The organism is Microbacterium galbinum, assembly GCF_023101185.1.
Lineage (GTDB): Bacteria > Actinomycetota > Actinomycetes > Actinomycetales > Microbacteriaceae > Microbacterium > Microbacterium galbinum.
On the sequence record NZ_CP078077.1, the window covers coordinates 1,938,670 to 1,963,748 of the forward strand.

A 25,079-nucleotide genomic window follows, 5' to 3' on the forward strand; every position below is an offset into this window, starting at 1 on the left:
TCAATTATATCGGACGTGGTGACCCCAACGGGATTCGAACCCGTGCTACCGCCGTGAAAGGGCGGCGTCCTAGGCCGCTAAACGATGGGGCCGAGTCAGTCCCGGGGGACTTCCTTGCCGACGCTCAAGCATAAGCGATAGTCGGGGCAAATCGCGAATCGAGGGCGAGTCAGCGCGCTCCCGGGCGTGTTCCGGGAGACGATGTACCCGTCAGCATGCCCTTCGACCGACCCGCGCGCCCTGGTGCGCATGTGAAAGTTGTTGTTACTGTGACATGTGTGAAACCGGCGGAAGGGGCCGTGTGAACGACCAGATCACGAAGGATGCCGCAGCAGCTGCAGCATCCGAGGAATGCGGCTGCGCGCCCACGCCCGCCGAGCGCGACGCTCTCTGGAAGCAGAGCTTCAGCCGTCGCAGCGCGCTCGGGCTCGGCGCGCTCAGTGTCGTCGCCCTCAGCGCCTTCGGGGTCACCTCCGGCGTCTCCGCCGCCTACGCCGCGTCGTACCCGAGCTGGGACGACGTGCAGAAGGCCAAGAACAACGAGGCAGCCAAGGGCGCCGAGATCCAGCGCATCGAGGGCCTGATCCAGTCCCTCACGCAGAAGGTCGCGCAGACCCAGGCGGCTGCCAAGACCGCCTCCGACGAATACTTCACGGCCCAGCAGGAGTTCTTCGCCGCGATCGCCGAGGCCGACACGCTCCAGGCGAAGGCCGACGAGCAGGCGGGCGTCGCCGACGAGTCGGCTCGCAAGGCCGGCCAGGTCGCTGCGCAGATCTACCGCAACGGTGGCGACGACACCTCGCTCGAGCTGTTCTTCGCCGGCTCCGCCGCGAACGCCGATGAGCTGCTCTCGCGCCTCGGCACGATGGACAAGCTCCTCGAATACAACCAGTCGGTCTACGACGATGCCGTCGCCGCCCGCAACTCCGCCCAGTCGCTCAGCGACCAGGCGAAGGTCGCACGCGACGAGCGCGACCGCCTGCAGAAGATCGCAGAGCAGAAGATGGTCGCGGCCCAGCAGGCGGCGGATGCCGCGCAGGCTGCCCTCGACGAGCAGTCGGCGAACCTCAACACCATGCAGGCGCAGCTCGCCGCCCTCAAGGACACGACGACGAAGACGGTCGCCGGCTACCAGGCCGGTGTCGCGGCTCGCGAGGCCGAGGAGAAGAAGCGCCGTGAGCGCGAGGCCGCCGAAGCCGCGGCGAACGCCGGCGGCAACAGCGGCGGCGGAGGCGCCCCCGCCGGCAGCGGCAGCGGTTGGGTGCGCCCGCACGGCGGTTACCGCAGCTCGGGTTACGGTCCCCGTTCGCAGCAGTGCAACGCGAACGGATGCTCGTCGAGCTGGCACTACGGCATCGACCTCGCCAACGGTTGCGGGGCGGCGATCTATGCCGCGTACGCCGGTGTCGTCGACGCCGCGTTCTACAACGGCGGGTACGGCAACTACGTCCGCATCCAGCACGGCACCGGCGTCGCGACCGGCTACGCGCACATCCGCGACGGCGGCTTCGCGGTCAGGGCCGGCCAGCAGGTGCAGGCCGGGCAGATCATCGCTTACGCGGGCAACACCGGCGGATCCTTCGGCTGCCACCTCCACTTCGAGGTCTACATCAACGGGTACTACACGAACCCGGCCGACTTCATGGCCGCGCGCGGCATCTCGATCTGAGCATCCGCCCCCGACATGCAGAAGACCCCCGGCCGCTGAGCGGATCCGGGGGTCTTTCGCTTCGACAGGCTCAGCGACCCAGGGGCGGGTCAGTGGCCCAGGGGTCAGTGACCCTGCTCGCCGAAACGGACGATCGCCTCGTCGAGGATGCGCTCGGCCTCGGCCTTGTCGCCCCACGCGTCGACCTTGACCCACTTGTTGGGCTCGAGGTCCTTGTAGTGCTCGAAGAAGTGCGCGATCTCCTTCTTCGTGTACTCGGCGATGTCGTCGATGTCCTGGATGTGCGCCCAGCGCGGGTCCTTCGACAGCACGGCGACCAGCTTGTCGTCGCCGCCGGCCTCGTCGCTCATCTTGAGCACGGCCACGGGACGCACCTCGACGACGACGCCCGGGTAGATGGCGTGGTCGAGCAGCACGAGCACGTCGAGCGGGTCGCCGTCCTCGCCGAGCGTGTTGTCGAAGTAGCCGTAGTCGGCCGGGTAGCCGAAGGTCGTGTAGAGCACGCGGTCGAGGTGCACTCGCCCGGTCTCGTGGTCGACCTCGTACTTCACGCGGCTGCCGCGCGGGATCTCGATGACGGCGTCGTGTGCGCCCATGCGTGTGCTCCTCAGGAGAAAAATCGGTTGGATGCCGCGGACAAGCCTACTCGGCAGGTCCGGGCGTCTGAACGTCGGAGTCGCGCGAACGCCCGCGAGACAGCCGATCGACCAGCCGGGAGACGGGGGCGTTCAACAACAGCAGGAAGAGGGCGGCGTACCCGATCTCGGGAACGAGCACGGCGACGAGCAGTGCCGCAGCGAACAGGATGATCGCGGCCAGGTCGCCGAGCACCCCCTCGCGGTAGGTCGAGGGCGGCGCGGTCGAGAGCTCCGGGCGCCGTCCGAGATACATGCCGCCGGCCAGCGTCGCGAGCTGCGTGGCTATCAACGTGCCGATGTACACGACCTTCTGCAGTGGGTCGGTGTCGATCTGCCCCAGCATGGCCGTCGGCACGGGCAGCCACACGATCGTAGCCATCCACGCCACGTTGATCCAGATCAGCGGCGTGGTGATCCGCTCCACATCGCGGTACTGACTGTGGTGCCCCATCCAGAAGGTCGCGATGAGCAGGAAGCTCAGTGCGAAACTCAGCAACTGCCCCGAGTGCTCGTGGAAGAACTCCGCCGTCGTCAGCTTGCCGGACGCGGCATCCGACACCGCCTCCATGAGCGGCAGGATGAGCAGCGTCATCGCGATCGCGACGACGGCGTCGACGAACGCCTTGAACCGCTCGGTACGGAATGGCGGGGTGCGGTGCGGTGCGGTCACGGCGTCAGGATAGTGCCGTCGCCGGGGCGGGCGCACGCCCCGCGGATGCCGTGCCCTAGCGTGGAGGGATGCCGTCACTCGACCCCGCCATCGCCGAGATCCGCCGCGCCGTGCGCACCGCACTGGCCGATCTGCCCGAGGGTGCCGCCGTCGTGGCCGCACTGTCCGGGGGAGCGGACTCCCTGGCACTGACCGCCGCGGTCGCCTTCGAGGCGCCGAAGCTCGGCATCCGAGCGACCGCCGTCACGATCGATCACGCACTGCAGACGGGATCGGATGCTGTCGCCGCGCGGGCCGCCGAGCAGGCGACGGCCCTCGGTCTCGAAGCCCGCGTCGTGCGGGTCGAGGTCGACGACGCGACCGACGACGGCCCCGAGTCGGCGGCGCGGGACGCGCGCTATCAGGCGCTGCGGGATGTCGCCGACGAGGTCGGCGCGCGAGCGGTGCTGCTCGGCCACACGCTCGACGACCAGGCGGAGACAGTTCTGCTCGGGCTGGCCCGCGGCGCCGGAGCCGCGAGCCTGCAGGGCATGGCGCCCGTCCGGGAGGACGACGACCGCGTGCGCTGGATGCGCCCGTTGCTGGCGGTGCGTCGCACGACGACGCGCGCTTTCTGCGCGGCATCCGCTCTCGACGTCTGGGACGACCCCCACAACCTCGACGATCGTTTCGCCCGGGTGCGGGTGCGGGAGCGTGTGCTCCCCGTGCTCGAGACCGAGATCGGGCCGGGGATCGCCGAGGCCCTCGCGCGCACCGCCGAACAGCTGCGCGAAGACGCCGAGGCGTTCGACGAGATGATCCACGAGACCATCGAAGACATCGTCGAGCACGCCGAGGCCGGCATCTCGGTGAGCGTCGCGGCGCTCGCCGCGAACCCCGCGGCCCTGCGCAATCGCGTGATCCGCCTCGTGGTCGACAGCGAGTTCGGGGTGAGCCTCACCCGGCTGCAGACGCTGGAGGTCGCGCGCCTGGTGACCGACTGGTCGGGTCAGGGCCCGATCGACCTGCCCGGGTGCGCCGCCGCCCGCCACGGTGGGCGCATCGTCTTCACGGCGCGCACCTGACCTGCGGCGGGCGGCGCACGTTACTTCTTGCCGCCGAAGAGGCCGCCGACGATGTTGCCCAGATCGATGCCGCCGTCACCCGACTTGTTGCCGCCGCCCAGCAGCCCGCCGATGATGTCGCCGACGCCACCGCCGCCGGAGTTGCCGTTGCCGCCGCCGAGCAGACCGCCGATGATGTCGCCGATCCCGCCGCCGCCCTGCGACTCGGTCGAGGCGGAGCCGCTCTTGCCCTTGCCGGCGTTCGCGATCAGACCCATCACGATCGGCGCGAGGATCGGCAGGAGCTTGCCGAAGTCGATGCCCGCCGTCTTGTCGGACTGCGTGAGCTTCTCGGTGACCTTCTTCTTCTCCTCGGCTCCGAGGATGTGCGTGACGATCTTGTCGCCGTCGGCCTGATCGATGTCCTTGATCGAGGCGGCGCCGCCCGTGCCCTCGTGCTTCTTCAGCGCCTTCTGGATCGCCGCCGAGCCCTCGTCGGTCGAGGCGTTCTTCGCGAGCCCTCCGAGAAGCACCGCACCGCCCTGCTCGACCGCGGTCTTCGCGACGTCGGGTGAGACGCCGAGCTGCTTCGCGATGTCGTCGATCGGGACCTGCTTCAGGATGTCGTCGAGAGCCATGGGAATCCTTCCGTCGGTGGGCTTCCGCCCGTCTCACGGCTCAGAGTAGTGCGGATGCCGGGGCAGGGGGAGAGCGGCGTCATCGATCGCCTAAAATCGATCCATGCGCGCCACGGAAATCCAGGCTGACCTGTCCGAGATCCTCGTCACCGAGGAGCAGATCCTCGCCAAGCTCGACGAGCTGGCCCTGCGGGTCGCCGACGATTACGCGGGCAAGGACCTCATCCTGGTCGGCGTGCTCAAGGGCGCGGTCATGGTGATGGCCGACTTCGCGCGGGCGCTGCCCTTCCACGCGCCGATGGACTGGATGGCCGTGTCGAGCTACGGTGCGAGCACGAAGTCCAGCGGTGTCGTGCAGATCCGCAAGGACCTCGACACCGACCTGAACGGCAAGCACGTGCTCATCGTCGAGGACATCATCGACTCGGGGCTCACGCTGAGCTGGCTGCTCGAGAACTTCGAGTCGCGCGGCGCCGAGTCGATCGAGGTGCTCGCCCTGTTGCGCAAGCCGGAGGCCGCGAAGGTGGTCATCGACTGCAAGTACGTGGGCTTCGACATCCCCACCGATTTCGTCGTCGGCTACGGCCTCGATTTCGACGAGCGCTACCGCAACCTGCGCGACGTCGCGGTGCTCGCCCCGCACGTCTACTCCTGACGCGCTACGCCGTGGGTGAACGCACAGCAGGCGCCTAGTACGCGCGCGATACGCTGATCCGATCATGGATGTGAAGAAGCTCGGCAAGAATCCGCTGATCTACGTACTGGTGATCGGCCTGCTGCTGATCCTCGGGTTCGTGCTGGTCTCGAACATCGCGGCACCCAAGCAGATCACCACGCAGGAGGGTCTGAAGCTGCTCGGCGGCTCGACCGTCACCGAGGTGGTCAACACCGACGGCGACCAGCGCGTCGACCTCACGCTCTCGAAGCCGTTCGAGGGCGCCGACAAGGTGCAGTTCTACTACGTCGACGCCCGCGCCGACGAGGTGGTCACGGCGATCAACGACGCCGACCCCAAGGAGGGCTTCAACGACGCCGTGCCGCGCGCCACGTGGTTCGACGGCTTCCTCTCGCTCCTCCTGCCGCTCGTGCTCCTGGGCCTGCTGTTCTGGTGGCTCCTGTCGTCGATGCAGGGCGGCGGCGGCAAGGTCATGCAGTTCGGCAAGTCGAAGGCGAAGCTCGTCAACAAGGAGACCCCGACGGTCACCTTCGCCGACGTCGCCGGCGCCGACGAGGCGATCGAAGAGCTCCATGAGATCAAGGAGTTCCTGCAGGACCCCGCGAAGTTCCAGGCGATCGGCGCCCGCATCCCGAAGGGCGTGCTGCTGTACGGCCCTCCCGGAACCGGTAAGACCCTTCTCGCCCGCGCCGTCGCCGGTGAGGCCGGAGCCCCCTTCTACTCGATCTCGGGTTCGGACTTCGTCGAGATGTTCGTCGGTGTCGGAGCCTCGCGTGTGCGCGACCTGTTCAACCAGGCCAAGGAGAACTCCCCGGCGATCATCTTCATCGACGAGATCGACGCCGTCGGTCGTCACCGCGGCGCCGGCATGGGCGGCGGCAACGACGAGCGCGAGCAGACGCTCAACCAGATGCTCGTCGAGATGGACGGCTTCGACCCGAACGCGAACGTCATCGTGATCGCGGCGACGAACCGCCCCGACATCCTCGACCCCGCGCTGCTGCGTCCCGGCCGTTTCGACCGCCAGATCGGTGTCGACGCTCCCGACCTCAAGGGCCGTCAGAAGATCCTCGAGGTGCACAGCAAGGGCAAGCCGCTCTCGCAGAGCGTCGACCTCGAGGTCGTCGCCCGCAAGACGCCGGGCTTCACCGGTGCCGACCTCGCGAACGTGCTGAACGAGGCGGCGCTCCTCACCGCCCGCTCGAACGCGCAGCTCATCGACAACCGCGCGCTCGACGAGGCGATCGACCGCGTCATCGCCGGTCCGCAGCGTCGCACCCGAGTGATGAAGGACCGCGAGAAGCTCATCACCGCGTACCACGAGGGCGGGCACGCGCTCGCCGCCGCGGCGATGAACTACACCGACCCGGTCACCAAGATCACGATCCTGCCGCGCGGCAAGGCCCTCGGCTACACGATGGTGCTGCCGCTCGAAGACAAGTACTCCGTCACGCGCAACGAGCTGCAGGACCAGCTCACGTACGCGATGGGCGGCCGCGTCGCCGAGGAGATCGTGTTCCACGATCCGACCACTGGCGCCTCGAACGACATCGAGAAGGCGACCTCCATCGCCCGCAAGATGGTCATCGAGTACGGCATGACGACCGAGGTCGGTCCGGTCAAGCTCGGCTCCGAGGGCGGCGACATGTTCGTCGCGCGCGACATGGGCCGCGGACGCGAGTACTCCGAGAAGGTCGCCGAGCGCGTCGACGCCGAAGTGCGCGCGCTCATCGAGCAGGCCCACGACGAGGCCTACGAGGTGATCAGCGCGAACCGCGACATCCTCGACCGTCTCGCCCTGGCGCTGCTCGAGGAGGAGACCCTCGACCACAACCAGATCGCCGAGATCTTCACTGAGATCCGCAAGCTCCCCGAGCGCCCGCTGTGGCTGTCGAGCAGCGACCGCCCGGTCTCGGACGTGCCGCCGATCGAGGTTCCCAAGAAGGTCGTGCCGGTCGCGGCGTCCGTCGAGGAGCCCTCGGCGACCGCCCGCGCACAGGAGCCGTCAGGAGCCACGAACCCGCGTCCCGCGACGGCCTGATCGTGGGCGTCGACAGGGCGCGGATCGAGCGGCTGACGCGTGAGCTGCTCGAGGCGATCGGTGAAGACCCGGATCGTCCGGGACTGCGCCAGACGCCCGCGCGCATGGCCGAGCTGTACGCGGAGTTCTTCGGCGGCGTCGGCGAGGATGCCGCGGCTCCGCTCGAGCGCACGATCAGCGTGACCCGGGGCCCCGCCCCCGACACGCTGCCGTCGGGCGCGGTGCTGCTGCGCGACATCCGTTTCCGTTCGGTGTGCGAGCACCACCTGCTGCCCTTCGCCGGCCGGGCCCACCTGGCCTACCTCCCGGGAGAGCAGGTCGTGGGTCTGGGTGCGCTGGTGCGGGTCGTCGAGATCCTCGCCGCCCGCCCGCAGGTGCAGGAGCGGCTGGGCGAGCAGATCGCCGACACGATCGCCGAGAACCTCGACACCCGCGGCGTGCTCGTCGTGCTCGACGCCAGCCACGGCTGCGTGACGATGCGAGGCGGACGCCAACCCGAGGCATCCACCCTCACCATCGCCGCCCGCGGCATCTACGAGGACCCGATCGCGCGCGCCGAGCTCATCGCCCTCATCGGTCCGTCGTCCGGCGCGCTCTCGTGACCGGCATCTGGGGCATCGTCAACGTCACGCCCGACTCGTTCAGCGACGGCGGACGCTACCTCGACGTCGACTCGGCGGTCGCGCGGGGACTGAAGCTGCGCGCCGACGGCGCCACCGTGCTCGACATCGGCGGGGAGTCGACGCGTCCCGGCGCGGAGCGTGTGGATGCGGCCACCGAGCAGTCGCGCGTGATCCCGGTGATCGAGCAGCTGGCCGCGGCCGGCGTCGCTCTCAGCATCGACACGTTCAACGCCTCGACGGCCGCGGCGGCGGTGCGCGCGGGGGCCCGCATCGTCAACGACGTGTCGGGCGGGCTCGCCGACCCCGAGATGCGCGCGGCCGTCGCCGAGTCCGGTGCCGACTACGCGATCGGGCACTGGCGCGGTTTCTCCGACGACATGTACGCCCGCGCCGACTACCATCGCATCGCCCGCGAGGTCGCCGGAGAGCTGCAGGAGCGCCTGGGCGAAGCCGCTGCGGCTGGCATCGCACCGTCGCGGGTGATCCTCGACCCGGGCATCGGATTCGCCAAGGCAGGTGCGCAGAACTGGGATCTGCTGCGGGGACTCGACGACATCGTCGCCCTGGGACCCCGCGTGCTCATCGGCACCTCGCGCAAGCGGTTCCTGGCCGAGGCGTTGGGCCAGGCGGATGCCGACGTCACCGAGCAGCGTCGCGACCTCGCGACCGCCGTGACCAGCGCTCTCGCGCTGCGCGCCGGCGTGTGGGCGGTGCGCGTGCACGACGTCGCCGCGACCCGCGACGCGCTCGCGATCGCGCACGCCTGGGAAGGGCGCTGAGCGCCGGCCGCTGCGTCGTCGGTGCTCCCGCGTACGCTGGGGTGATGGACTCCCTCGATGAGATCGTGCTGACCGGGCTGACGGTGTTCGGCCGGCATGGCGTGTACGACCACGAGCGCGCCGACGGGCAGGAGTTCACGATCGACCTGCGCCTGCGTCTCGACCTCGCCCCGGCCGCGGCATCCGACGACGTGGTCGACACGGTGCACTACGGCGAGTTGGCCGAGAAGGTGGCGGCGATCGTCGCGGGGGAGCCGGTCGACCTGATCGAGACGCTCGCGTCGCGCATCGCCGACGCCGCCCTCGGTGACGAGCGGGTGCACGACGTCACCGTCACGGTGCACAAGCCGCACGCCCCCATCCCCCTCACGTTCGCCGACGTCTCGGTGGTTCTCACACGCGGGCGCATCACGACAGGAGGCGTCGCATGAGCCGCAACCTCACCCGACCGCCCGAGGTTCCGCTGCCGGGTCCCGATCGCGAGCCGGTCACGGCCGTCGTCGCCCTCGGAGCCAACCTCGGCGACCGGCACGCCACGATCACCGCCGCGGCCGAGCGCATCGCGCGCCTTCCCCTGGTCACCGACGTACGACTCTCTCCGCTGCACGAGACCGTCGCCCTGCGCGTCGACGGGCCCGACCCCGACGCGCCGGGCTACGTGAACGCGGTCGCCCTGGTGACCACGCGCCTCGCCCCCGAGATCCTGCTCGGCATGCTGCATGCGATCGAAGACGAGAACGGGCGCGAGCGCCACGAGCGGTGGGGCGACCGAACCCTCGATCTCGACCTCATCGCGTACGGCGACGAGGTCTCCGACGACCCGCGTATCGTGCTGCCGCACCCGCGTGCGTTCGAGCGCCTCTTCGTGCTCGACCCGTGGCTCGACATCGACCCCGACGCCGAGCTCGCAGGTCACGGACGTATCGCCGACCTCGCCGCCGCGCTGCGCGCGCAGGGGGAGTGATGCAGCGCACCTCCGCCGGGCTCCTCGTCATCCTCGCCGTCGTCGGCGCCGGTCTCGGGTTCCTCCTCGATCAGCTGCTGACGGCGATGGGCCGCGCGACCTTCACCCCTTCGGTCTTCCTCCCGGTGCTGCTCGTGCTCATCGCGGCGGCGGCGCTCGCCGTCGCCTGGCCGGTGCGGCGCAGTGTGCGCACCGGCATCCGCATCGATCCGTTCCGTGCGCTCCGCGCCGCGACGCTCGCTCGCGCCTCGAGTCTGCTCGGAGCCCTGCTCGCGGGCTTCGGCGCCGGTCTCCTGGGCTTCCTCCTGACACGGCCGATCGATCCCCCGGTAGGGTCGACAGTGGCGATGATCGCCCTGATCGCGGGAGCAATCGTGCTCGTGGTCGCCGCCCTCGTCGCCGAACAGTTCTGCACCCTGCCGAAGGATCCTGATGACTCAGAGCCCAGAGAACGCGCCCCTGAACCCGGCCGAGGGCACTGACCTCGCCGCCCTCGACCAGGGGGTGTACACCTCTCTCCGCACGGCGCGCAGCGAGGCCCGCCTCGAGCTCGACGGCACCTGGCACCAGATCTCGCCGCGCTACGCCGTCTCGCAGTTGCTGCAGAACGCGCTCCTGCTCGTCGTCGTGATCGTCGCCGCCGTCGTGCTCGCGCTCGTGCTGCACCAGAGCTGGGTGTGGATCCCCGGCGCCGCGCTGACGCTGCTGATCGTCGTGACGATGATCATCCTGCCGCGGCAGGCGCGGGCGATCGGCTACATGTTGCGCGCCGACGACATCGTCTTCCGCAAGGGCATCCTCTGGCAGCGCATGATCGCCGTGCCCTACGGGCGCATGCAGCTCGTCGACATCACGCAGGGTCCGGTCGACCGCGGCTTCGGCATCTCGCAGCTCAAGATGGTCACCGCCGCCGCGACCACCGGCGTCCAGATCCCCGGCCTCACGCAGGCCGCGGCCGAGGCGCTGCGCGACACGCTCATCGAGGTCGCCGAGACCCGCCGGACCGGCCTGTGAGCGAGCCGCAGTTCCCCGCCCCGCCGACGCCGGCGGACGCCGCGCCCGCCGGGAAGGCGGATTCGTCGAACCTCGCCGACGGCGAATGGCATCGGATGCATCCACTCACGCCCCTGTTCAAGGGCGGGCTGGTGCTGCTGATCGTCGCGGGCATCACGTTCGCGAACCTGCGCGACCGGGTGATCGCCTGGTTCGTGAACATCACGACGCCGAGCGACACGCACTACAGCGACTACTCCTCGGGCGACCCGGTCGACTGGGTGCTCGAGAACAACCTGATCCTCATCGCCCTTCTGGCGGTGCTCGGGCTCCTGATCGTGCTGGTCGCGATCTTCTGGTTCGTCTGGCGCTTCCAGCAGTTCCGCATCACCGGCGACCACGTCGAGGTGCGCAAGGGCATCATCTTCCGCTCGCACCGCCGCGCCCCGCTCGACCGCGTGCAGGGAGTCAACCTCACGCGGCCGTTCCCGGCGCGCATCATCGGCCTCGCCAAGCTCGAGGTCGTCGGCGCCGGAACCGACGCGAACGTCGAGCTCGAGTACCTCGCCACCCCGCGCGCCGAGGCCGTGCGCGCCGACATCCTTCGCCTCGCGTCGGGCGTGCGTGCGGCGCGGCAGGCCGCGGCATCCGGTGCACCCGCCGGGCCGACGACCACCCGCGCCCAGCTCGTCGACTCGATGAACAACGGCGTCACGGGACTCATCGCCGGCGTCGATCTCGAAGACGTGGCGCCCGAGAGCGTCGTGAAGATCCCGACCGGCCGACTGGTCGGCTCGCAGCTGCTCGCGGGCGTGCTGTGGTTCGTCTTCTTCGCGCTGATCTTCGGCATCACGATGGGGTTCATGTTCTTCGGTGCCCTGCTCGACGGAGACGTGGGCGGGAGCTTCATCTCGCTGGGGCTCGCGCTCGGCATCGGCATCCCCCTCGTCATCGCCGTCGTGGGTATCACCTGGGCGCAGATCTCGAAGTCGCTCCGGTACTCGATCGCTCCGACGCCGGACGGCGTGCGCATCACCTACGGTCTGCTCACGACGGTGACCGAGACGCTGCCCCCGGGCCGTATCTTCGCGGTCGAGGTCACGCAGTCGCTGCTGTGGCGCCCGTTCGGCTGGTGGTCGATCAAGATCAACCGCATGAGCGGCAAGAGCGCCGCGCAGCAATCGTCGGGGAGTGCGCAGCAGTTCAACATCGTGCTGCCGGTCGGCAAGCGGGCAGACGTCGAGCGGGTGCTCGGGCTGATCCTGCCCGACGTGCCGGCGGCCGACATCCCGCTCATCTGGGAGCACGGCATCCTCGGACCGGTCGAGGGCGACCCGTACCGCACCATGCCGCGTCGCGCCGGATGGCGTCGCCCGCTCTCGTGGAAGCGCCACGGGTACACGGTCACCGACTTCGGCCTGATCCTGCGTCGCGGCGTCATGTGGCGCAAGCTCGCGGTGTTCCCGCTCGCGCGGCTGCAGGGCGTCTCGCTCTCGCAGGGACCGATCGACCGTGCGCAGCGCGTCAGCGGCGCGCAGGTGCACACGGTTCCCGGTCCGATCCACGGCATCCTCTCGGGCCTCGAGCGCGACGACGCCCTCGCCCTGATCGGCGACGTCTCGAGCCGGGCCGCTGCCGCGGCTGCGCGCGACACCTCGCACCGCTGGAGCGAGCATGCAGAAGAAGCGGATGCCGCGGCCGCGGGTGCGCCCGAGCCGCCGCCGTATGCGCCGGTGCCTCCGCCGTATGCGGGGCAGCCCGGTGCGGGTGCGCCGATCCCTCCGCCGTACGTGGGGCAGCCCGGTGCGGATGCGGGTGCGCCGCCGGTTCCGCCACTGCCTTCGGGTGCGCCGCCTGCTCCTCCGGCGTCGGCTGCTCCTCCGGCACCGCCCGCGCCTGCCGCACCTCCCGCACCTCCTGCGTCGACGGAGGAGTGACGTGGTGGAGCGCGACGGACGCCTCGGCGTCGGCATCATCGGCGCGGGTCTCGTGGGGCCCGTCATCGGCGCGGCCCTCGGCGGCGCCGGGCATGCGGTCGTGGGGATCACGAGCGGATCCGACGACGAGCGGGCTTCGGCCGTTCTGCCCGACGTGCCCGTGCTCGACGCACTCGAGGTCGTGCGCCGCGCCGAGCTCGTGGTGATCGCGGTGCCGCACGACCAGTTGGAATCACTCGCCGCCGGTATCGCCGAGGTCGGCGGGTGGCAGATCGGCCAGCTCGTGCTGCACACCGACCCCGCCTTCGGTATCGAGGTACTGCGTCCCGCCGCCGAGAAGGGGGCGATCCCGCTCGCCGTGCACCCGGCGATCACGTTCACCGGAACCTCGATCGATCTGCGTCAGTTGCAGGCGGGGTTCGCGGCGGTCACCGCTCCCGCGGCCGTCCTCCCGATCGCCCAGGCCCTCGCCGTCGAGATCGGTTGCGAACCGGTCGTCGTCGCCGAGGCCGATCGCGCCGCCTACGCCGATGCGATTCAGACGGCCACCGAGTTCTCGCGCTCGATCATCGGACAGGCCACGGGTCGCCTCCGCGAGATCGGCATCGACAACCCCGGCGGCTACCTCTCGGCCCTCGTGCAGTCCACCGTCGAACGGGCGCTGCGCGAAGCATCCGATCCTCCGCCTTTGCTCTGACGGGCGCCCGCGAACGCGTGAGGGGGAGCGCGAGGTGCGGGTCAGCGTCCGCCGGAGAAGCCGCCGCCTCCTCCGCCGCCGGAGAACCCGCCGCCGCTCGAGCCGCCGAAGCTCGACGAGCTGCCGGTCGATGGCGCCGTGTACGACGATGCCGATGCGGTGGAGACGGCGAAGGCCGCGAGCGAGGTGCTCAGATACGGTGAGCGACCGTCGCCGATCCAGCCGGGACCCCGCTGCTCGTACGTGTACGCGTGCTCGAGGACCTTGCCCCATTCGTCTTCCATGCCGAAGAGCATCGCGTAGGGGAGCAGACGCTCGTAGAGCACGATGACGTTCGCGCTGCCGTCCTGCCGGCGCTCCGCTCCCGTGTACGACTGCAGCATCTGCAGACGGTCGGCCTCGGCGACGCGGATGAACTCGCGCACCCCCTGCAGATACTCGTACTGCCGGGCACCCTCCGCGGTGAGCATGACGTGCTTCGAGAATGCGTAGAGGCTCGCCAGGAGCACGAAGAAGGCCCCGAAGGCGACGACCACGAGCGCCGGAATCGCTCCGACCCGACCGGTGGCGACGCCCCAGATCGCCACCGCCAGTCCGATCGCGGCGACGGCGATCGCGATCCACTGCAGGATCACGGCGCCGCGGGCGCGCTCGCGCACGGTGAGCCCGCGAGTCTCGGCCTGCTTCTTGCCCAGCGCCTGCAGCACGCCCATGCGCGCGGCGAAGGTCTCGCTCGCGGCGGGGATGTCGACGACGCCGGTGTCGTCGGCGCCGAGGAACAGGTTGTCGACCGCATCCGCGTCGAGCTGGTCGGGGAGACGTCCGTCGGGAAGGCGTCGCAGCCGCGGCCGCTCGGGCTCGGCGCCTTCCTCGATCCGCAGCACCCCGCGGACGGCGAGGTGCACGATCTCGGCGGGGATCACGGCCTTCGCGCCGGGCAGGATCGCGGCCGCGAGCAGCGGGGGCATCGCATCCGGCACGTCGTACTGGGCCACGACGATGCCGGTGGCGGTGCGTCGCCTTTTGCGCACCGCCGAGACGGCGAACCAGCTCGCGACCGTCAGCCCCAGGCCGCCGACCGCGGCGAACATCGGTGCGGCGTCGGTGACCGGGTTCGGGGTGCGGGCAGAGGGTTGCGTGACGGTCCCCGCGTCGAAGCCGATCGCGACGGTCACTCCGTCGCCGGCGGCGCGCTCGCCCGATTCGACGCGGAAGAGGGCGCCGTCGGCGGTGTCCGTCGGGCCTTCGAGCGTGCATGTCTCCGACGACCCGGAGTATCCCTCGTAGCAGCCGCTGGCGCCGGTGAGGGCGGCGGTCAGGGTGTCGTCGAAGAGGATGTCGGCGCGGAAGGACTCGATCGCCTGCGTGCTGTCGAGGGGGAGGAGGTCCCAGTAGAACTCGTCGACTCCGGTCTCGGCGGCGAGGACGACGTCGCGCATCTCGTACTCGATCACGTAGGTCTGAAGCCCCTGCACGTAGTCGTCGTCGCCGGTGAGCACGTAGAGCACGCCATCGTCGGTGTCGGTCTCGTAGGGAACGTCGGCGCCCGTCTCGTCGGTGACGGAGAGGATGCGGGTGTCGATGCCCGCGTTCTCGTAGGAGGTGGCGAGGCCCCGGACGATTCCACGGTTCTGGTCGAAGTCGGGGAATCGGGCGACGAGCTCCTCGGTGACGTGCATGGTGGCTCGGCCTTCGTCGTCGACGCCCACCGTGTAGGTGGCGTCCCACGACGCGTAGGAGAAATCGTCGACGTCGGCGGAGACGGATGCTCGGGCGCTCGCGGGGCTCGATGAGAGCAACACGAGGCCGGCGACGGCGGCAGTGGTGGCGAGGGCGCGGAGGATCCGTGGGGCGGCCATTCTTCGAGGCTACCCAGCCTCGGCCTCGGATCGGCCCACGGCCTCGGTAAACTGGAACGACTTTTCCAAGGAGCCCCGAATGACCGACGCGTCCGCCGCGCCCGCGCAGAACCCCACCGACCCTTCGAGCACGGAGCTCGGCGACGACGAGATCCACGAGCAGAAGGCCGTGCGTCTCGCCAAGCGCCAGCGTCTGATCGCGAAGCGGACGGATGCCGGTGGCGGGGCGTTCCCGGTCGGTGTCCCGGTGACCCACACGATCCCGGCGCTGCGCGCCCAGTACGGCGAGGGTGGTGCCGACGAGCTCGAAGCGGGAGCCGAGACCGGCGTCGTGGTCGGCGTCGCCGGCCGCGTCGTGTTCAGCCGCAACACCGGCAAGCTCTGCTTCGCAACCCTGCAAGCGGGTGACGGTTCGCGCATCCAGGCGATGATCTCTCTCGCGAACGTCGGCGAGGAGTCGCTGGCGGACTGGAAGGAGTACGTCGACCTGGGAGACCACGTCTTCGTGCACGGCGAGGTCATCTCGAGCCGCCGCGGCGAGCTGTCGATCATGGCCGACGGCTGGGAGATCGCATCGAAGGCGATCCTGCCTCTGCCGAACGCGTACGCCGAACTGAGCGAGGAGGGCCGTGTCCGCAGCCGCTACCTCGACCTGATCGTGCGTGAGCAGGCCCGCCAGACCGTGCGCGCCCGTGCCGCGGTGAACGCGAGCCTGCGGGCCACGTTCACCGGTCACGACTACCTCGAGGTCGAGACCCCCATGCTGCAGGTGCAGCACGGCGGGGCATCCGCTCGCCCGTTCATCACGCACTCGAACGCGTTCGACACCGAGCTGTACCTGCGCATCGCCCCCGAGCTGTACCTCAAGCGTGCGGTCGTCGGAGGCATCGAGCGCGTCTATGAGATCAACCGCAACTTCCGCAACGAGGGCGCCGACTCGACGCACAGCCCCGAGTTCGCGATGCTCGAGGCCTACCAGGCCTACGGCGACTACGACCAGATGGCCGCTCTCACCCAGGAGCTCGTGCAGAACGCGGCGATCGCGGTCGCAGGTTCGACGACGGTGACCTGGGCCGACGGCACCGAGTACGACCTCGGCGGCGAGTGGGACCGCATCTCGATGTACGAGTCGCTGTCTGCCGCGGCCGGACGCACGTTCACCCCGCAGGACCCGGTCGACGATCTCATCGCCTTCGCCGAGGCCAACGGCGTCGATCTGCCCGCCCAGGCGACCCACGGCAAGCTCATCGAGGAGCTGTGGGAGCACTTCGTGAAGGGCGACCTGGTGCGCCCCACGTTCGTCATGGACTTCCCCGTCGACACCTCGCCCCTCGTGCGCGAGCACCGGTCGATCGACGGAGTGGTCGAGAAGTGGGACCTGTACATCCGCGGCTTCGAGCTGGCGACCGGGTACTCCGAGCTCGTCGACCCCGTGATCCAGCGCGAGCGTTTCGTCGAGCAGTCCAAGCTCGCCGCGCGCGGCGACGTCGAGGCGATGCCGATCGACGACGAGTTCCTGCGGGCGCTGGAGCACGGCATGCCGCCGTCCGGTGGCATGGGCATGGGCATCGATCGCCTGCTCATGGCGATCACGGGTCTCGGCATCCGCGAGACCATCCTGTTCCCGCTGGTCAAGTAGTCCGCCCCGCGGTGCGTCGGAAGGTCCATTCCGGCAGCACCGCGGCGTTGATCATCGATCCCACGAGCGCGGCGAGTCCGTAGTCAGGGTCGATCTCGCGCACCACGTCGAGGTAGTGCGCCGCGTGCGTGGACCGGCCGAGCGCCCACGAGAGCCACGCCGCCGCGGTGAGCGGGGCGGGGCGGGCGGCACGCGGTGCTCGCGACGCGGCGGTGCGCACGACGTCGAGGGCGAAGCTGAGCCGATCGGGGTCGGGCGTCGGACCGCGCCCGAGGAAGATGTCGCCGAGCTCGTCGGGGATCGACCGGCCGTGCTGGGCGAAGTCGAGCTGCGCCCCGAGCGATCGTCGACCGGAGGCGTGGTCCGACGCCCACTGCAGCAGTGCCACGTCTCGGTAGACGGGGCGCTCGAGGCACCACAGCAGTGCGGCGACCGCGAAGGGCGGCAGAACGCCACGGGAGTCGAGCAGCTGCTCGTAGAACGCGGGGATGTCGTCGAGGATCGCGAGGGCGGCCAGGGCCTCGGGGTTCTCGTCGTCGGACAGCGACGACACCGGGCGCCCGAGCAACCCGGAGAGGTCGCGCAGGGCCCGCCCGACGCGCTCCTTCTGCGCGAGGTCGGCGACGGGGAGCACGGCACCGGAGTTCTGATCGCCCGAGACGTCTCCGATGCCGGGCACCCTCTCGGCGCGCACCGGCTCGACGGGATGCAGAAGAGGTTCCTCTTCGAGGTAGCTCGCCCATCCGCCGGGCGTGACGCACAGCGCGTCGACGATGCGGAGGCCGGCGTCCTCGGCGCAACCGAGCAGTTCGTCGAGGGCGACGGCGTGGGGGAGGACCCACCCGTCCGGTGTGCTCTGAGCCGCCTCGTCGACGTAGGCGACGACCGCGACCGCGTCGATCGCGGCCACGCGTGAGACGAGGCCGATCGCGGTATCCGCGTAGTGTTCGAGCGGCACGTCGTCGCGGGGGAGGTCGATGCGCATCGCGCCGTAGGCGCGGGAGCCCTGGAACGGGAGCATGACGATGCTGCGCCGGGGCGTGAAGCCGGCGAGGAGGGGGACGATGCCGAGGAACTCGGCGGAATCTGCGGCACGGAGGACGGTGTTCATGAGGCGAGTGTGCCCGGTGGCGGCATCCGCCCGTTCCGGAAAACCGGGCCTGTGGAGGGATTGCCCCGCCCTTCGGATCGGCGCAGGAGGAGTGAGGTCGCGTACCATGGGGGTATGGACAACTTCTGGGTCGCCGCCGCGTGGTCGATCCTTCCGACCCTCGGGGTCAGCGCCATCTTCTTCATGGTGCTCCGCGGCATCCTGCGATTCGACCGCACCGAACGCAAGGTGCACGCGCAGATCGAGGCGGAGGAGCGCGCGGCCCGCGGCCTTCCCCCGCGCTCCTGAGGCACTGTCCCACCCATCCGCTACTGTGAAGCGAACACCGCCGGACGGTGACGCGCGACGGAACCCTTCATCGGTGAGGTCCGTCAGGAAGAGAGCAGTATGACCGCGGAGGGCGTCGCCTGGGCGATCACGGCGTTCCTCGTGGTGCTCGATCTGACCATCCGCATCACGGCGATCATCGTCATCCCGCGCAACCGCCGCCCCACGGCTGCGATGGCCTGGCTGCTGGCGATCTTCTTCATTCCGTTCGTCGGGGTCTTCCTGTTCCTCGTGATCGGAAACCCGCGACTGCCGCGCGCCCGCCGCCGCAAGCAGGACCAGATCAACGAGTACATCGCCGCGACCAGCGAGCACCTGCACTTCGGCACCCTCCGTCCCCACGCGCCGGACTGGTTCGGTCCGCTGGTCGAGATGAACCAGCGCCTCGGCGCTCTGCCGCTCTCGGGCGACAACGGAGCGCACCTGATCTCCGACTACCAGGAGTCCCTCGACGCGATGGCCGACGCCATCCGCGAGGCGAAGGACTACGTGCACGTCGAGTTCTACATCCTGCAATCGGATGCCTCGACCGACAACTTCTTCCGTGCGCTCGAAGAGGTCGCGGCGCGCGGCGTCTCGGTGCGGGTGCTTCTCGATCACTGGGCCAACCGCTGGAAGCCGCGCTACAAGCAGACGATCCGGCGCCTCAACGCCATGGGCGCCGACTGGCACCTCATGCTCCCGGTGCAGCCGTTCAAGGGGCGGATGCAGCGCCCCGATCTGCGCAACCACCGCAAGCTGCTCGTGGTCGACGGCGTGACCGCCTTCCTCGGCTCGCAGAACGTCACCGACTCGACCTACAACCTGCCGAAGAACATCAAGCGGGGCCTGCACTGGGTCGACCTCATGGTGCGCCTCGACGGGCCGGTCGTGCTCAGTGTCAACGCGATCTTCCTCAGCGACTGGTACAGCGAGACCGACATCGTGCTGGAGGAGATCGACATCGCCCACGCCGACATCGGTTCGGGGGACCTCGACTGCCAGGTCGTGCCCTCGGGCCCCGGGTTCGAGGTCGAGAACAACCTGCGTCTCTTCCTCGGCCTGCTGTACGCGGCGAAGAATCGCATCATGATCGTGAGCCCGTATTTCGTGCCGGACGAGGCCCTGCTGCTCGCCGTCACCGCGGCCGTCGACCGCGGTGTCGAGGTCGAGTTGTTCGTCTCGGAAGAGGGCGACCAGGCGATGGTCTACCACGCGCAGCGCAGCTACTACGAGGTGCTGCTCAAGGCGGGCGTGCGCATCTGGATGTACCGCAAGCCGTACATCCTGCACACCAAGAGCCTGACGGTCGACGACGAGGTCGCGGTCATCGGCTCGAGCAACATGGACATGCGCTCGTTCGGTCTCAACCTCGAGGTCTCGATGCTCGTGCGCGGCGAGGAGTTCGTCGCCGAGATGCGCGAGGTCGAAGACACCTATCGGTCGCTCAGTCGGGAGCTCACCCTCGAGGAGTGGATGCAGCAGCCGCTGCGCTCGACCGTGCTCGACAACCTGGCGCGCCTCACCTCCGCCTTGCAGTGATCGCTCCCGACTTCCGATGGAATATCGCCACCGGTACCCTGGGGGCATGGTCCTTCCCTCGCGCGTCGTCGCCGTCCTCTCCGCTTTCGCCGCGGCGCTGCTGATCGCCGGGTGCACCGCCACCCCCGGATCGACCTCACCCACGAGCACACCCGGTGCATCGGCCGCGCCCGGGGCCGGCGATGACGACTTCGCCGACGTCGAGGCCGCACTGCTCGACGAGGGCCGCATGTTCGCCGTCGTCACCTGGGGCTCCTCGACGTGCGTTCCGCAGGTCGACACGGTGACGGCCGAGGGCCAGAACGTCTCGGTGACGCTCGTCGACGGTTCAGCCGACCAGGTCTGCACCCAGGACATGGTGCAGCGCGCCAGCATCGGCGGCCTGCCCGCCGGTGTGGACCCGACGAAGGACATCACGCTGCAGGTCACCTACGGCGATATCTCGGATGACGCCGAGATCGGCGGGGCACCCGTCACCGGCGTTCCCGGGGAGTCGACCGAGTACCAGCCCTCCGCCGGATGGTTCGACGACGGCAGCCTCGTGCTCCTCACCTGGGGCTCGTCGGGATGCCCGCCGGTCGTCGAGTCGCTCGAGGGTTCGGGCAACGCGGGCACGGCGACCTTCGTCACCGACGACACCCAGATCTGCACCATGGACATGGCGCCGCGCGCGACGATCCTCTCGTTCGGCGACGACGCGGTCGACGACGACGGCTTCACCCTCACCCTCGTGGGCGGCGGCCTCGACGGGACGGTGTCGGTGCTCGCCGACTGACACCGCCGGCTGAGCGCATCGCCGGAGCGCATCGCCGGCGCAACACCGGAAGGAAGGCCGCCCGTCAGAGCGAGTCGACCGGATGCCCCTCCGGCAGCGCGAGCAGGAGCGCGCTCGGATCGACCCGGCACGTGATGCGCACGGCATTGCCGAACTCGTCACCGTCGAGCTCGACCGGCGTGGGCACCGACGTCGCAGCTTCTGCGGCGAAGCCCTGGAAGTAGTGCACCGCGGCATCCTTCCCCCGGAGCTCGAGGATGCGCCTGCCGGCGGCGAAGCGCCGCAGCACCGAGTTCTCCCACCAGATCCTGCGCCAGACGTTGAACCAGCCGAACGCACCGGAGGGCCGGATCACGGCGACGTCGAGGGTCCCGTCGGAGATCGAGGCATCCGGCACCAGGGCGATGCCGGCGGGCAGTGTGCCGCAGTTGGCGAAGAGGATGCTGTGCACTTTCGTCGAATGCAGGCGGCCGTCGTCGATCTGGTACACCGAGCGGAAGGGCGAGGCGTTGGCGAGCGAGCGCGCGGCGCCGTCGACGTAGGCGATCCACCCGACCGACTTCTTGAGGTCGGGGCGGGTGTTCGCGATCATGTCGGCATCGAGCCCGATGCCCGCGAGCACCACGAAGGCGTGCTCGCTCTCGTCACCGCTCTCACGCGTGATGCGCGCCCATCCGATGTCGATCGCGTGGCGGGATCCGGTCAGCGCCGCACGGATCATGTCGTCGGGCGAGCCCAGTGGCAACGCCAGGTTGCGTGCGAGCAGGTTGCCCGTACCGCTCGGCAGGATCGCGAGGGGAACACCGGTGTTCGCGATGGCCTCGGAGACCGCGCGCACGGTGCCGTCGCCGCCGGCGACGAGCACGACGTCGACCCCGCGGGCGAGAGCCTGCGCCGTGGCACCCTGCCCGGCATCCTGGATCGTCGTCGGATAGAACGCCGGATGCTCCCACCCCTCGGCCTTCGACAGCTCGCGTACGGCAGCGCGCAGTCTCTTCTCGTCGACCTTGATGGGGTTGTAGACGAGCGCGGCCTGTCGTCTCGCGGCCGGGGGCTTCGTCATGGCGATACTCTATTCCCGGCATGTGTCATGCAGGTGACACGGGGACGGGTGCCCGAGCGCTCTGGGGAGGGGCCGGAATGGGTGCGCAGGCGAGGAGCGAGTCGATCGGCGATGCGCGTGCACTGCTGACCGAGATGATCACGGACGAGCCCGATCGACTCCGGCGCCGCAGCATCTCGCTCGGCGTGCCTGTGGACGATGCCGACGACGCCGCCCAGATGGCGCTCTTGCGCGCCTGGAGATCGGTCGCCCACCTCGAGACTCCCGAGCCGGGACGGGTGTGCTCGTGGCTCGATGCGATCGCCAGGAACGTCGCGATCGACCTCTCCCGTCAACGGGCACGCCGCCCGCAGGCCGAGCTCGACGACGAGATGCCCGACGCCGTGAACGTGGCCGGAGCAGCCGAGATCCGCGTGATCCTCGACGGCGCGCTCGCCGCTCTGCACGATCTCCCCGACTCGTTGCGGGAGCCACTGCTGCTCACCGCCGTCGACGGGTTGTCGGCCGGCGAAGCGGCGGAGCGCCTCGGCATCGACCCCGCGGCGGTCCGCCAGCGCGTCGCCCGTGCGCGCAAGGCGCTCGGCGCCTGCTGGCAGAGCGGCATGGGCGCCGACTGACGGGTTCTTCTCGGTCCGGGGTGACGCCCTGGTCCGCCCGTCGAGACCCATCGAGCCCGCCGAGCCCCACCGTCGCCGCCGTCGGTACCGGTGGGTCTCGACGCGCGTGGTGGGTTTCGACGGGCTCGCAGGATGCCGCGCTGCGCGGGTCAGACGGTGCCGAAGGGGTTGTCGACCGCGTAGCGCCAGCCGTGCTCCTCATCGAAGACGGCCACGTCGGCGGTCGTGCCGGCGAGGGCGATCTCGGATCCGTCGGGGCCCGTGCCCGTGATCGTCCAGTCGGCGATCGCGAGGCCGGTGCCGGCGCTCTCGAACACGTGGCGGACGGTCATCGAGATCGGCAGGTCGAGGCCGAGGAACTGCTCGAGCGCGCCGCGGACGGCCGCCTCGCCGGTCACCGGGGTGCCGGGAGTCGGGACGAAGACGACGTCGGCGGTGTTCAGGGCCATCAGGCCGTCGAGGTCGCGGGCGTTGAAGCGGTCGGCGAAGGCCAGGTTCAGCTGGTCGAGCGAGGTGACACGGGTGGTCATGGGTATTCCTTTCACAGCGGCGATCGGCCGGATGCCGACCACCGAGGAGAAAGACGCTGCACGGCCCCGGGTGTGACATCCGGCGAGCCTGAGGGGGTGGGAGACCCCCGTAGAATCGTGGAATGATCGACCTCGCTCTTCTCCGCGACCACCCTGATCTCGTCCGCCGCTCGCAGGCCGCGCGCGGCAACGACCAGGCCACCGTCGACATCGCACTTGAGGCCGATCGATCGCGCCGCGCGGCGCTCGCCGCGTTCGAGGAACTGCGGGCCGAGCAGAACGCGTTCGGCAAGGTCATCGCGAAGGCGCCGAAGGAGGAGAAGCCCGCGCTCGTCGCGCAGGGCAAGCAGCTCGCCGAGCGCGTCAAGCAGGCGCAGCAGGTCGCGAACGACGCCGGAGAGGCAGCATCCGCCGCCCTGGCCCGCATCGAGAACGTCGTGATCGACGGCGTGCCCGCCGGTGGCGAGGCCGACTTCGTCGAGCTGCGTCGCGTCGGCGAGGTGCCCTCGTTCGACTTCGAGCCGCGCGACCACCTCGAGATCGGTGAGATCCTCGGGGCGATCGACATGGAGCGCGGGGCGAAGGTCTCGGGCGCCCGCTTCTACTTCCTGCGCGGCATCGGCGCCCGTCTCGAGATCGCGCTCATGAACCTCGCGCTCGACAAGGCGCTGCAGAACGGATTCGTGCCGCTCATCACGCCGACGCTCGTACGCCCCGAGATCATGCAGGGCACCGGCTTCCTCGGAGAGCACGCCGACGAGGTCTACCACCTCGACAAGGGCGACGACCTCTACCTCGTCGGCACCAGCGAGGTCGCCCTCGCCGGATACCACAAGGACGAGATCGTCGACCTGTCGGACGGAGCGCTGCGCTACGCCGGCTGGTCGACCTGCTACCGCCGCGAGGCCGGATCGCACGGCAAGGACACCCGCGGCATCATCCGGGTGCACCAGTTCAACAAGCTCGAGATGTTCGTCTACACGGAGGCGGAGGATGCCGAGGCCGAGCACCTGCGCCTCGTCGCGCTGCAGGAGGAGATGCTGACCTCGCTCGGCCTCGCCTACCGCGTGATCGACGTCGCCGCGGGCGACCTCGGATCGAGCGCCGCGCGCAAGTACGACATCGAGGCCTGGGTGCCCACGCAGGGCGCGTTCCGCGAGCTGACGTCGACGTCGAACTGCACGACCTACCAGGCGCGCCGCCTCGACGTGCGCCACCGGCCGGTCGTCGACGGGGCGGACTCCGGCTCCGCACCGAAGACCCAGCACGTCGCGACGCTGAACGGCACGCTCGCGACCACCCGCTGGATCGTGGCGCTGCTCGAGACGCACCAGCAGGCCGACGGCTCGGTGCGCGTGCCCGAGGTGCTGCGCCCCTACCTCGGAGGGCTCGAGGTTCTGACGCCGGAGAACACGAAGGCGACGTCGAAGGTCACCGCATGACCGCGCCCTGGCTCGTCGCGCTCGACGTCGACGGCACCATCCTGCTCCAGGACGAGACGATGAGCCCGGGCGTGCCGGAGGCCGTCGCCCGCCTGCGCGATGCCGGTCACGTCGTGACGATCGCCACCGGTCGCAGCTGGATGGCCACCCGCCGGTACGTCGAGCAGCTCGAACTCGACGCCGAGTACGTCGTCTGCTCGAACGGCGCCGTCACGATGCGCCGCGTCGGCGACGACTGGGAGCGCTGGAACGTCGAGACCTTCGACCCCTCGCCCGCGCTCGCCCTTCTGCGCGAGCGCCTGCCGGACGCCCGCTACATGGTCGAGCTCGCCTCGGGCCAGCGGCTCTTCACCGACCAGCTCGACGACTGGACGCTCGACGGCGGCCGGCGGGTGAGCTTCGAGGAGCTCGCGGCCGAGCCCGTGTCGCGCATCGTCGTGGTCTCGCCCGGTCACGACGAGGAGGACTTCCATCGGCTGGTGGCGGATGCCGGCCTGAACGAGGTCTCGTACGCGATCGGGTGGACGGCCTGGCTCGACATCGCCCCGCAGGGGGTTGACAAGGGCACCGCGCTGGAGCGCGTGCGCGAAGAGCTCGGCCTCGTCGGGGAGCGCGTGCTCGTCGCGGGTGACGGGCGCAACGACATCGGCATGTTCGGCTGGGCGCGCGCGCTCGGCGGGCGCGCGGTCGGCATGGGGCAGGCGCCGGCCGAAGTGAAGGATGCGGCATCCGAGATCACCGACGACGTCGTCGACGGCGGGCTGGCGAGTGCGCTGAATACACTTCCAGCGCCCGCCCAGGTCAGCGCGGGAGAATAGAACTCGGCT

General features: G+C 69.9%; 26 protein-coding genes and 1 tRNA gene. 19 read left to right on the top strand and 8 right to left on the bottom strand.

What is annotated here, in order from left to right; genetic code table 11:
• Positions 1-16: 16 nt before the first annotated feature.
• Positions 17-92: transfer RNA gene (locus KV396_RS09440), tRNA-Glu, on the bottom strand.
• 209 nt (positions 93-301) lie between these two features.
• On the opposite strand from KV396_RS09440, the gene KV396_RS09445 reads away from it, so the two are divergent.
• Positions 302-1,669: a M23 family metallopeptidase gene (locus KV396_RS09445; RefSeq protein WP_247955551.1), complete on the top strand. Its 1,368-nt coding sequence runs from the start codon at positions 302-304 to the stop codon at positions 1,667-1,669.
• A gap of 104 nt (positions 1,670-1,773) precedes the next feature.
• On the opposite strand, the gene KV396_RS09450 is transcribed toward KV396_RS09445, so the two are convergent.
• Both KV396_RS09450 and KV396_RS09455 read right to left on the bottom strand, forming a co-directional pair.
• Positions 1,774-2,265 (bottom strand): inorganic diphosphatase, encoded by a 492-nt coding sequence (locus KV396_RS09450; protein WP_045254862.1) that lies wholly within the window; start codon positions 2,263-2,265, stop codon positions 1,774-1,776.
• 46 nt (positions 2,266-2,311) lie between these two features.
• Positions 2,312-2,977 carry a TMEM175 family protein gene (locus KV396_RS09455; RefSeq protein WP_247955552.1) on the bottom strand — a complete coding sequence of 222 codons (666 nt, stop codon included), beginning with the start codon at positions 2,975-2,977 and terminating at the stop codon, positions 2,312-2,314.
• Between the two features lie 68 nt (positions 2,978-3,045).
• On the opposite strand from KV396_RS09455, the gene tilS reads away from it, so the two are divergent.
• On the top strand, positions 3,046-4,041 hold the full coding sequence (gene tilS / locus KV396_RS09460) for a tRNA lysidine(34) synthetase TilS (protein WP_247955553.1): 996 nt from the start codon (positions 3,046-3,048) through the stop codon (positions 4,039-4,041).
• A gap of 20 nt (positions 4,042-4,061) precedes the next feature.
• Here tilS and KV396_RS09465 read toward each other — a convergent pair whose 3' ends face one another.
• Positions 4,062-4,658, bottom strand: coding sequence for a DUF937 domain-containing protein (locus KV396_RS09465; protein WP_247623477.1), 597 nt, complete (start codon positions 4,656-4,658; stop codon positions 4,062-4,064).
• Positions 4,659-4,761: 103 nt separating this feature from the next.
• Here KV396_RS09465 and hpt point away from each other — a divergent pair, with 103 nt between their 5' ends.
• The 10 genes from hpt to KV396_RS09520 all read left to right on the top strand — a co-directional run bounded on the left by hpt (position 4,762) and on the right by KV396_RS09520 (position 13,368).
• Positions 4,762-5,313, top strand: coding sequence for a hypoxanthine phosphoribosyltransferase (gene hpt / locus KV396_RS09470; RefSeq protein ID WP_247623476.1), 552 nt, complete (start codon positions 4,762-4,764; stop codon positions 5,311-5,313).
• Between the two features lie 64 nt (positions 5,314-5,377).
• On the top strand, positions 5,378-7,375 hold the full coding sequence (ftsH, locus tag KV396_RS09475; protein ID WP_247623475.1) for an ATP-dependent zinc metalloprotease FtsH: 1,998 nt from the start codon (positions 5,378-5,380) through the stop codon (positions 7,373-7,375).
• Between the two features lie 2 nt (positions 7,376-7,377).
• Positions 7,378-7,977 carry a GTP cyclohydrolase I gene (folE, locus tag KV396_RS09480; RefSeq protein WP_247623474.1) on the top strand — a complete coding sequence of 200 codons (600 nt, stop codon included), beginning with the start codon at positions 7,378-7,380 and terminating at the stop codon, positions 7,975-7,977.
• A complete protein-coding gene (gene folP, locus KV396_RS09485; RefSeq protein ID WP_247955554.1) occupies positions 7,974-8,777 on the top strand; it encodes a dihydropteroate synthase in 804 nt (267 codons plus the stop codon). Before folE ends, folP begins: the two co-directional genes overlap by 4 nt.
• Positions 8,778-8,821: 44 nt before the next feature.
• Complete coding sequence (gene folB / locus KV396_RS09490; protein WP_247955555.1) at positions 8,822-9,208, top strand: dihydroneopterin aldolase; 387 nt, start codon at positions 8,822-8,824, stop codon at positions 9,206-9,208.
• Positions 9,205-9,741: a 2-amino-4-hydroxy-6-hydroxymethyldihydropteridine diphosphokinase gene (gene folK / locus KV396_RS09495; RefSeq protein WP_247955556.1), complete on the top strand. Its 537-nt coding sequence runs from the start codon at positions 9,205-9,207 to the stop codon at positions 9,739-9,741. The genes folB and folK overlap by 4 nt, the downstream gene beginning before the upstream one ends.
• Positions 9,741-10,223: a DUF3180 domain-containing protein gene (locus tag KV396_RS09500; RefSeq protein ID WP_247955557.1), complete on the top strand. Its 483-nt coding sequence runs from the start codon at positions 9,741-9,743 to the stop codon at positions 10,221-10,223. The genes folK and KV396_RS09500 overlap by 1 nt, the downstream gene beginning before the upstream one ends.
• The gene (locus KV396_RS09505) at positions 10,174-10,755 is read left to right on the top strand and encodes a PH domain-containing protein (RefSeq protein ID WP_247632930.1); all 582 of its coding nucleotides are present in this window, start codon (positions 10,174-10,176) and stop codon (positions 10,753-10,755) included. The genes KV396_RS09500 and KV396_RS09505 overlap by 50 nt, the downstream gene beginning before the upstream one ends.
• Positions 10,752-12,671, top strand: coding sequence for a PH domain-containing protein (locus KV396_RS09510; RefSeq protein WP_282185332.1), 1,920 nt, complete (start codon positions 10,752-10,754; stop codon positions 12,669-12,671). Before KV396_RS09505 ends, KV396_RS09510 begins: the two co-directional genes overlap by 4 nt.
• 4 nt (positions 12,672-12,675) lie before the next feature.
• Positions 12,676-13,368 (top strand): DUF2520 domain-containing protein, encoded by a 693-nt coding sequence (locus KV396_RS09520; protein ID WP_247957577.1) that lies wholly within the window; start codon positions 12,676-12,678, stop codon positions 13,366-13,368.
• A gap of 41 nt (positions 13,369-13,409) precedes the next feature.
• Here KV396_RS09520 and KV396_RS09525 read toward each other — a convergent pair whose 3' ends face one another.
• Complete coding sequence (locus KV396_RS09525) at positions 13,410-15,227, bottom strand: DUF2207 domain-containing protein (RefSeq protein WP_247955558.1); 1,818 nt, start codon at positions 15,225-15,227, stop codon at positions 13,410-13,412.
• Positions 15,228-15,306: 79 nt separating this feature from the next.
• On the opposite strand from KV396_RS09525, the gene lysS reads away from it, so the two are divergent.
• On the top strand, positions 15,307-16,866 hold the full coding sequence (gene lysS / locus KV396_RS09530) for a lysine--tRNA ligase (protein WP_247955559.1): 1,560 nt from the start codon (positions 15,307-15,309) through the stop codon (positions 16,864-16,866).
• Here lysS and KV396_RS09535 read toward each other — a convergent pair.
• Positions 16,859-17,977, bottom strand: coding sequence for a DUF4192 family protein (locus tag KV396_RS09535; RefSeq protein ID WP_247955560.1), 1,119 nt, complete (start codon positions 17,975-17,977; stop codon positions 16,859-16,861). The genes lysS and KV396_RS09535 overlap by 8 nt on opposite strands.
• A gap of 114 nt (positions 17,978-18,091) precedes the next feature.
• Here KV396_RS09535 and KV396_RS09540 point away from each other — a divergent pair, with 114 nt between their 5' ends.
• The 3 genes from KV396_RS09540 (at position 18,092) to KV396_RS09550 (ending at position 20,600) form a co-directional block, all read left to right on the top strand.
• A complete protein-coding gene (locus tag KV396_RS09540) occupies positions 18,092-18,265 on the top strand; it encodes a hypothetical protein (RefSeq protein WP_247623465.1) in 174 nt (57 codons plus the stop codon).
• Between the two features lie 99 nt (positions 18,266-18,364).
• On the top strand, positions 18,365-19,825 hold the full coding sequence (gene cls / locus KV396_RS09545) for a cardiolipin synthase (RefSeq protein WP_247623464.1): 1,461 nt from the start codon (positions 18,365-18,367) through the stop codon (positions 19,823-19,825).
• A 46-nt stretch (positions 19,826-19,871) separates the two neighbouring features.
• On the top strand, positions 19,872-20,600 hold the full coding sequence (locus KV396_RS09550; RefSeq protein ID WP_247955561.1) for a hypothetical protein: 729 nt from the start codon (positions 19,872-19,874) through the stop codon (positions 20,598-20,600).
• 64 nt (positions 20,601-20,664) lie between these two features.
• Here KV396_RS09550 and KV396_RS09555 read toward each other — a convergent pair whose 3' ends face one another.
• Positions 20,665-21,663, bottom strand: a complete 999-nt coding sequence (locus KV396_RS09555) for a diacylglycerol/lipid kinase family protein (protein ID WP_247955562.1) — start codon at positions 21,661-21,663, stop codon at positions 20,665-20,667.
• A 77-nt stretch (positions 21,664-21,740) separates the two neighbouring features.
• Between KV396_RS09555 and KV396_RS09560 the strand changes: the two genes are divergently transcribed.
• Complete coding sequence (locus tag KV396_RS09560) at positions 21,741-22,280, top strand: RNA polymerase sigma factor (protein ID WP_247955563.1); 540 nt, start codon at positions 21,741-21,743, stop codon at positions 22,278-22,280.
• Between the two features lie 149 nt (positions 22,281-22,429).
• Here the strand turns inward: KV396_RS09560 and KV396_RS09565 are convergent, their stop codons facing one another.
• Positions 22,430-22,810 (bottom strand): YybH family protein, encoded by a 381-nt coding sequence (locus KV396_RS09565; RefSeq protein WP_247632924.1) that lies wholly within the window; start codon positions 22,808-22,810, stop codon positions 22,430-22,432.
• A gap of 122 nt (positions 22,811-22,932) precedes the next feature.
• On the opposite strand from KV396_RS09565, the gene serS reads away from it, so the two are divergent.
• Positions 22,933-24,252 carry a serine--tRNA ligase gene (gene serS, locus KV396_RS09570; protein ID WP_247632923.1) on the top strand — a complete coding sequence of 440 codons (1,320 nt, stop codon included), beginning with the start codon at positions 22,933-22,935 and terminating at the stop codon, positions 24,250-24,252.
• Positions 24,249-25,070: an HAD family hydrolase gene (locus KV396_RS09575; protein ID WP_247632922.1), complete on the top strand. Its 822-nt coding sequence runs from the start codon at positions 24,249-24,251 to the stop codon at positions 25,068-25,070. Before serS ends, KV396_RS09575 begins: the two co-directional genes overlap by 4 nt.
• Positions 25,071-25,079: the final 9 nt, after the last annotated feature.

What these genes read in the sequence shown, in the direction of transcription:
- KV396_RS09500 (WP_247955557.1), top strand. Translation starts at nt 9,741, where the DNA reads ATGCAGCGCACCTCCGCCGGGCTCCTCGTCATCCTCGCCGTCGTCGGC.
- hpt (WP_247623476.1), top strand. Translation starts at nt 4,762, where the DNA reads ATGCGCGCCACGGAAATCCAGGCTGACCTGTCCGAGATCCTCGTCACC.
- KV396_RS09505 (WP_247632930.1), top strand. Translation starts at nt 10,174, where the DNA reads ATGACTCAGAGCCCAGAGAACGCGCCCCTGAACCCGGCCGAGGGCACT.
- KV396_RS09550 (WP_247955561.1), top strand. Translation starts at nt 19,872, where the DNA reads ATGGTCCTTCCCTCGCGCGTCGTCGCCGTCCTCTCCGCTTTCGCCGCG.
- KV396_RS09535 (WP_247955560.1), bottom strand. Translation starts at nt 17,977, where the DNA reads ATGAACACCGTCCTCCGTGCCGCAGATTCCGCCGAGTTCCTCGGCATC.
- cls (WP_247623464.1), top strand. Translation starts at nt 18,365, where the DNA reads ATGACCGCGGAGGGCGTCGCCTGGGCGATCACGGCGTTCCTCGTGGTG.
- KV396_RS09540 (WP_247623465.1), top strand. Translation starts at nt 18,092, where the DNA reads ATGGACAACTTCTGGGTCGCCGCCGCGTGGTCGATCCTTCCGACCCTC.
- KV396_RS09560 (WP_247955563.1), top strand. Translation starts at nt 21,741, where the DNA reads ATGGGTGCGCAGGCGAGGAGCGAGTCGATCGGCGATGCGCGTGCACTG.
- serS (WP_247632923.1), top strand. Translation starts at nt 22,933, where the DNA reads ATGATCGACCTCGCTCTTCTCCGCGACCACCCTGATCTCGTCCGCCGC.
- folB (WP_247955555.1), top strand. Translation starts at nt 8,822, where the DNA reads ATGGACTCCCTCGATGAGATCGTGCTGACCGGGCTGACGGTGTTCGGC.
- KV396_RS09525 (WP_247955558.1), bottom strand. Translation starts at nt 15,227, where the DNA reads ATGGCCGCCCCACGGATCCTCCGCGCCCTCGCCACCACTGCCGCCGTC.
- KV396_RS09565 (WP_247632924.1), bottom strand. Translation starts at nt 22,810, where the DNA reads ATGACCACCCGTGTCACCTCGCTCGACCAGCTGAACCTGGCCTTCGCC.
- KV396_RS09575 (WP_247632922.1), top strand. Translation starts at nt 24,249, where the DNA reads ATGACCGCGCCCTGGCTCGTCGCGCTCGACGTCGACGGCACCATCCTG.
- lysS (WP_247955559.1), top strand. Translation starts at nt 15,307, where the DNA reads ATGACCGACGCGTCCGCCGCGCCCGCGCAGAACCCCACCGACCCTTCG.
- KV396_RS09465 (WP_247623477.1), bottom strand. Translation starts at nt 4,658, where the DNA reads ATGGCTCTCGACGACATCCTGAAGCAGGTCCCGATCGACGACATCGCG.
- KV396_RS09450 (WP_045254862.1), bottom strand. Translation starts at nt 2,265, where the DNA reads ATGGGCGCACACGACGCCGTCATCGAGATCCCGCGCGGCAGCCGCGTG.
- KV396_RS09555 (WP_247955562.1), bottom strand. Translation starts at nt 21,663, where the DNA reads ATGACGAAGCCCCCGGCCGCGAGACGACAGGCCGCGCTCGTCTACAAC.
- ftsH (WP_247623475.1), top strand. Translation starts at nt 5,378, where the DNA reads ATGGATGTGAAGAAGCTCGGCAAGAATCCGCTGATCTACGTACTGGTG.
- folK (WP_247955556.1), top strand. Translation starts at nt 9,205, where the DNA reads ATGAGCCGCAACCTCACCCGACCGCCCGAGGTTCCGCTGCCGGGTCCC.
- tilS (WP_247955553.1), top strand. Translation starts at nt 3,046, where the DNA reads ATGCCGTCACTCGACCCCGCCATCGCCGAGATCCGCCGCGCCGTGCGC.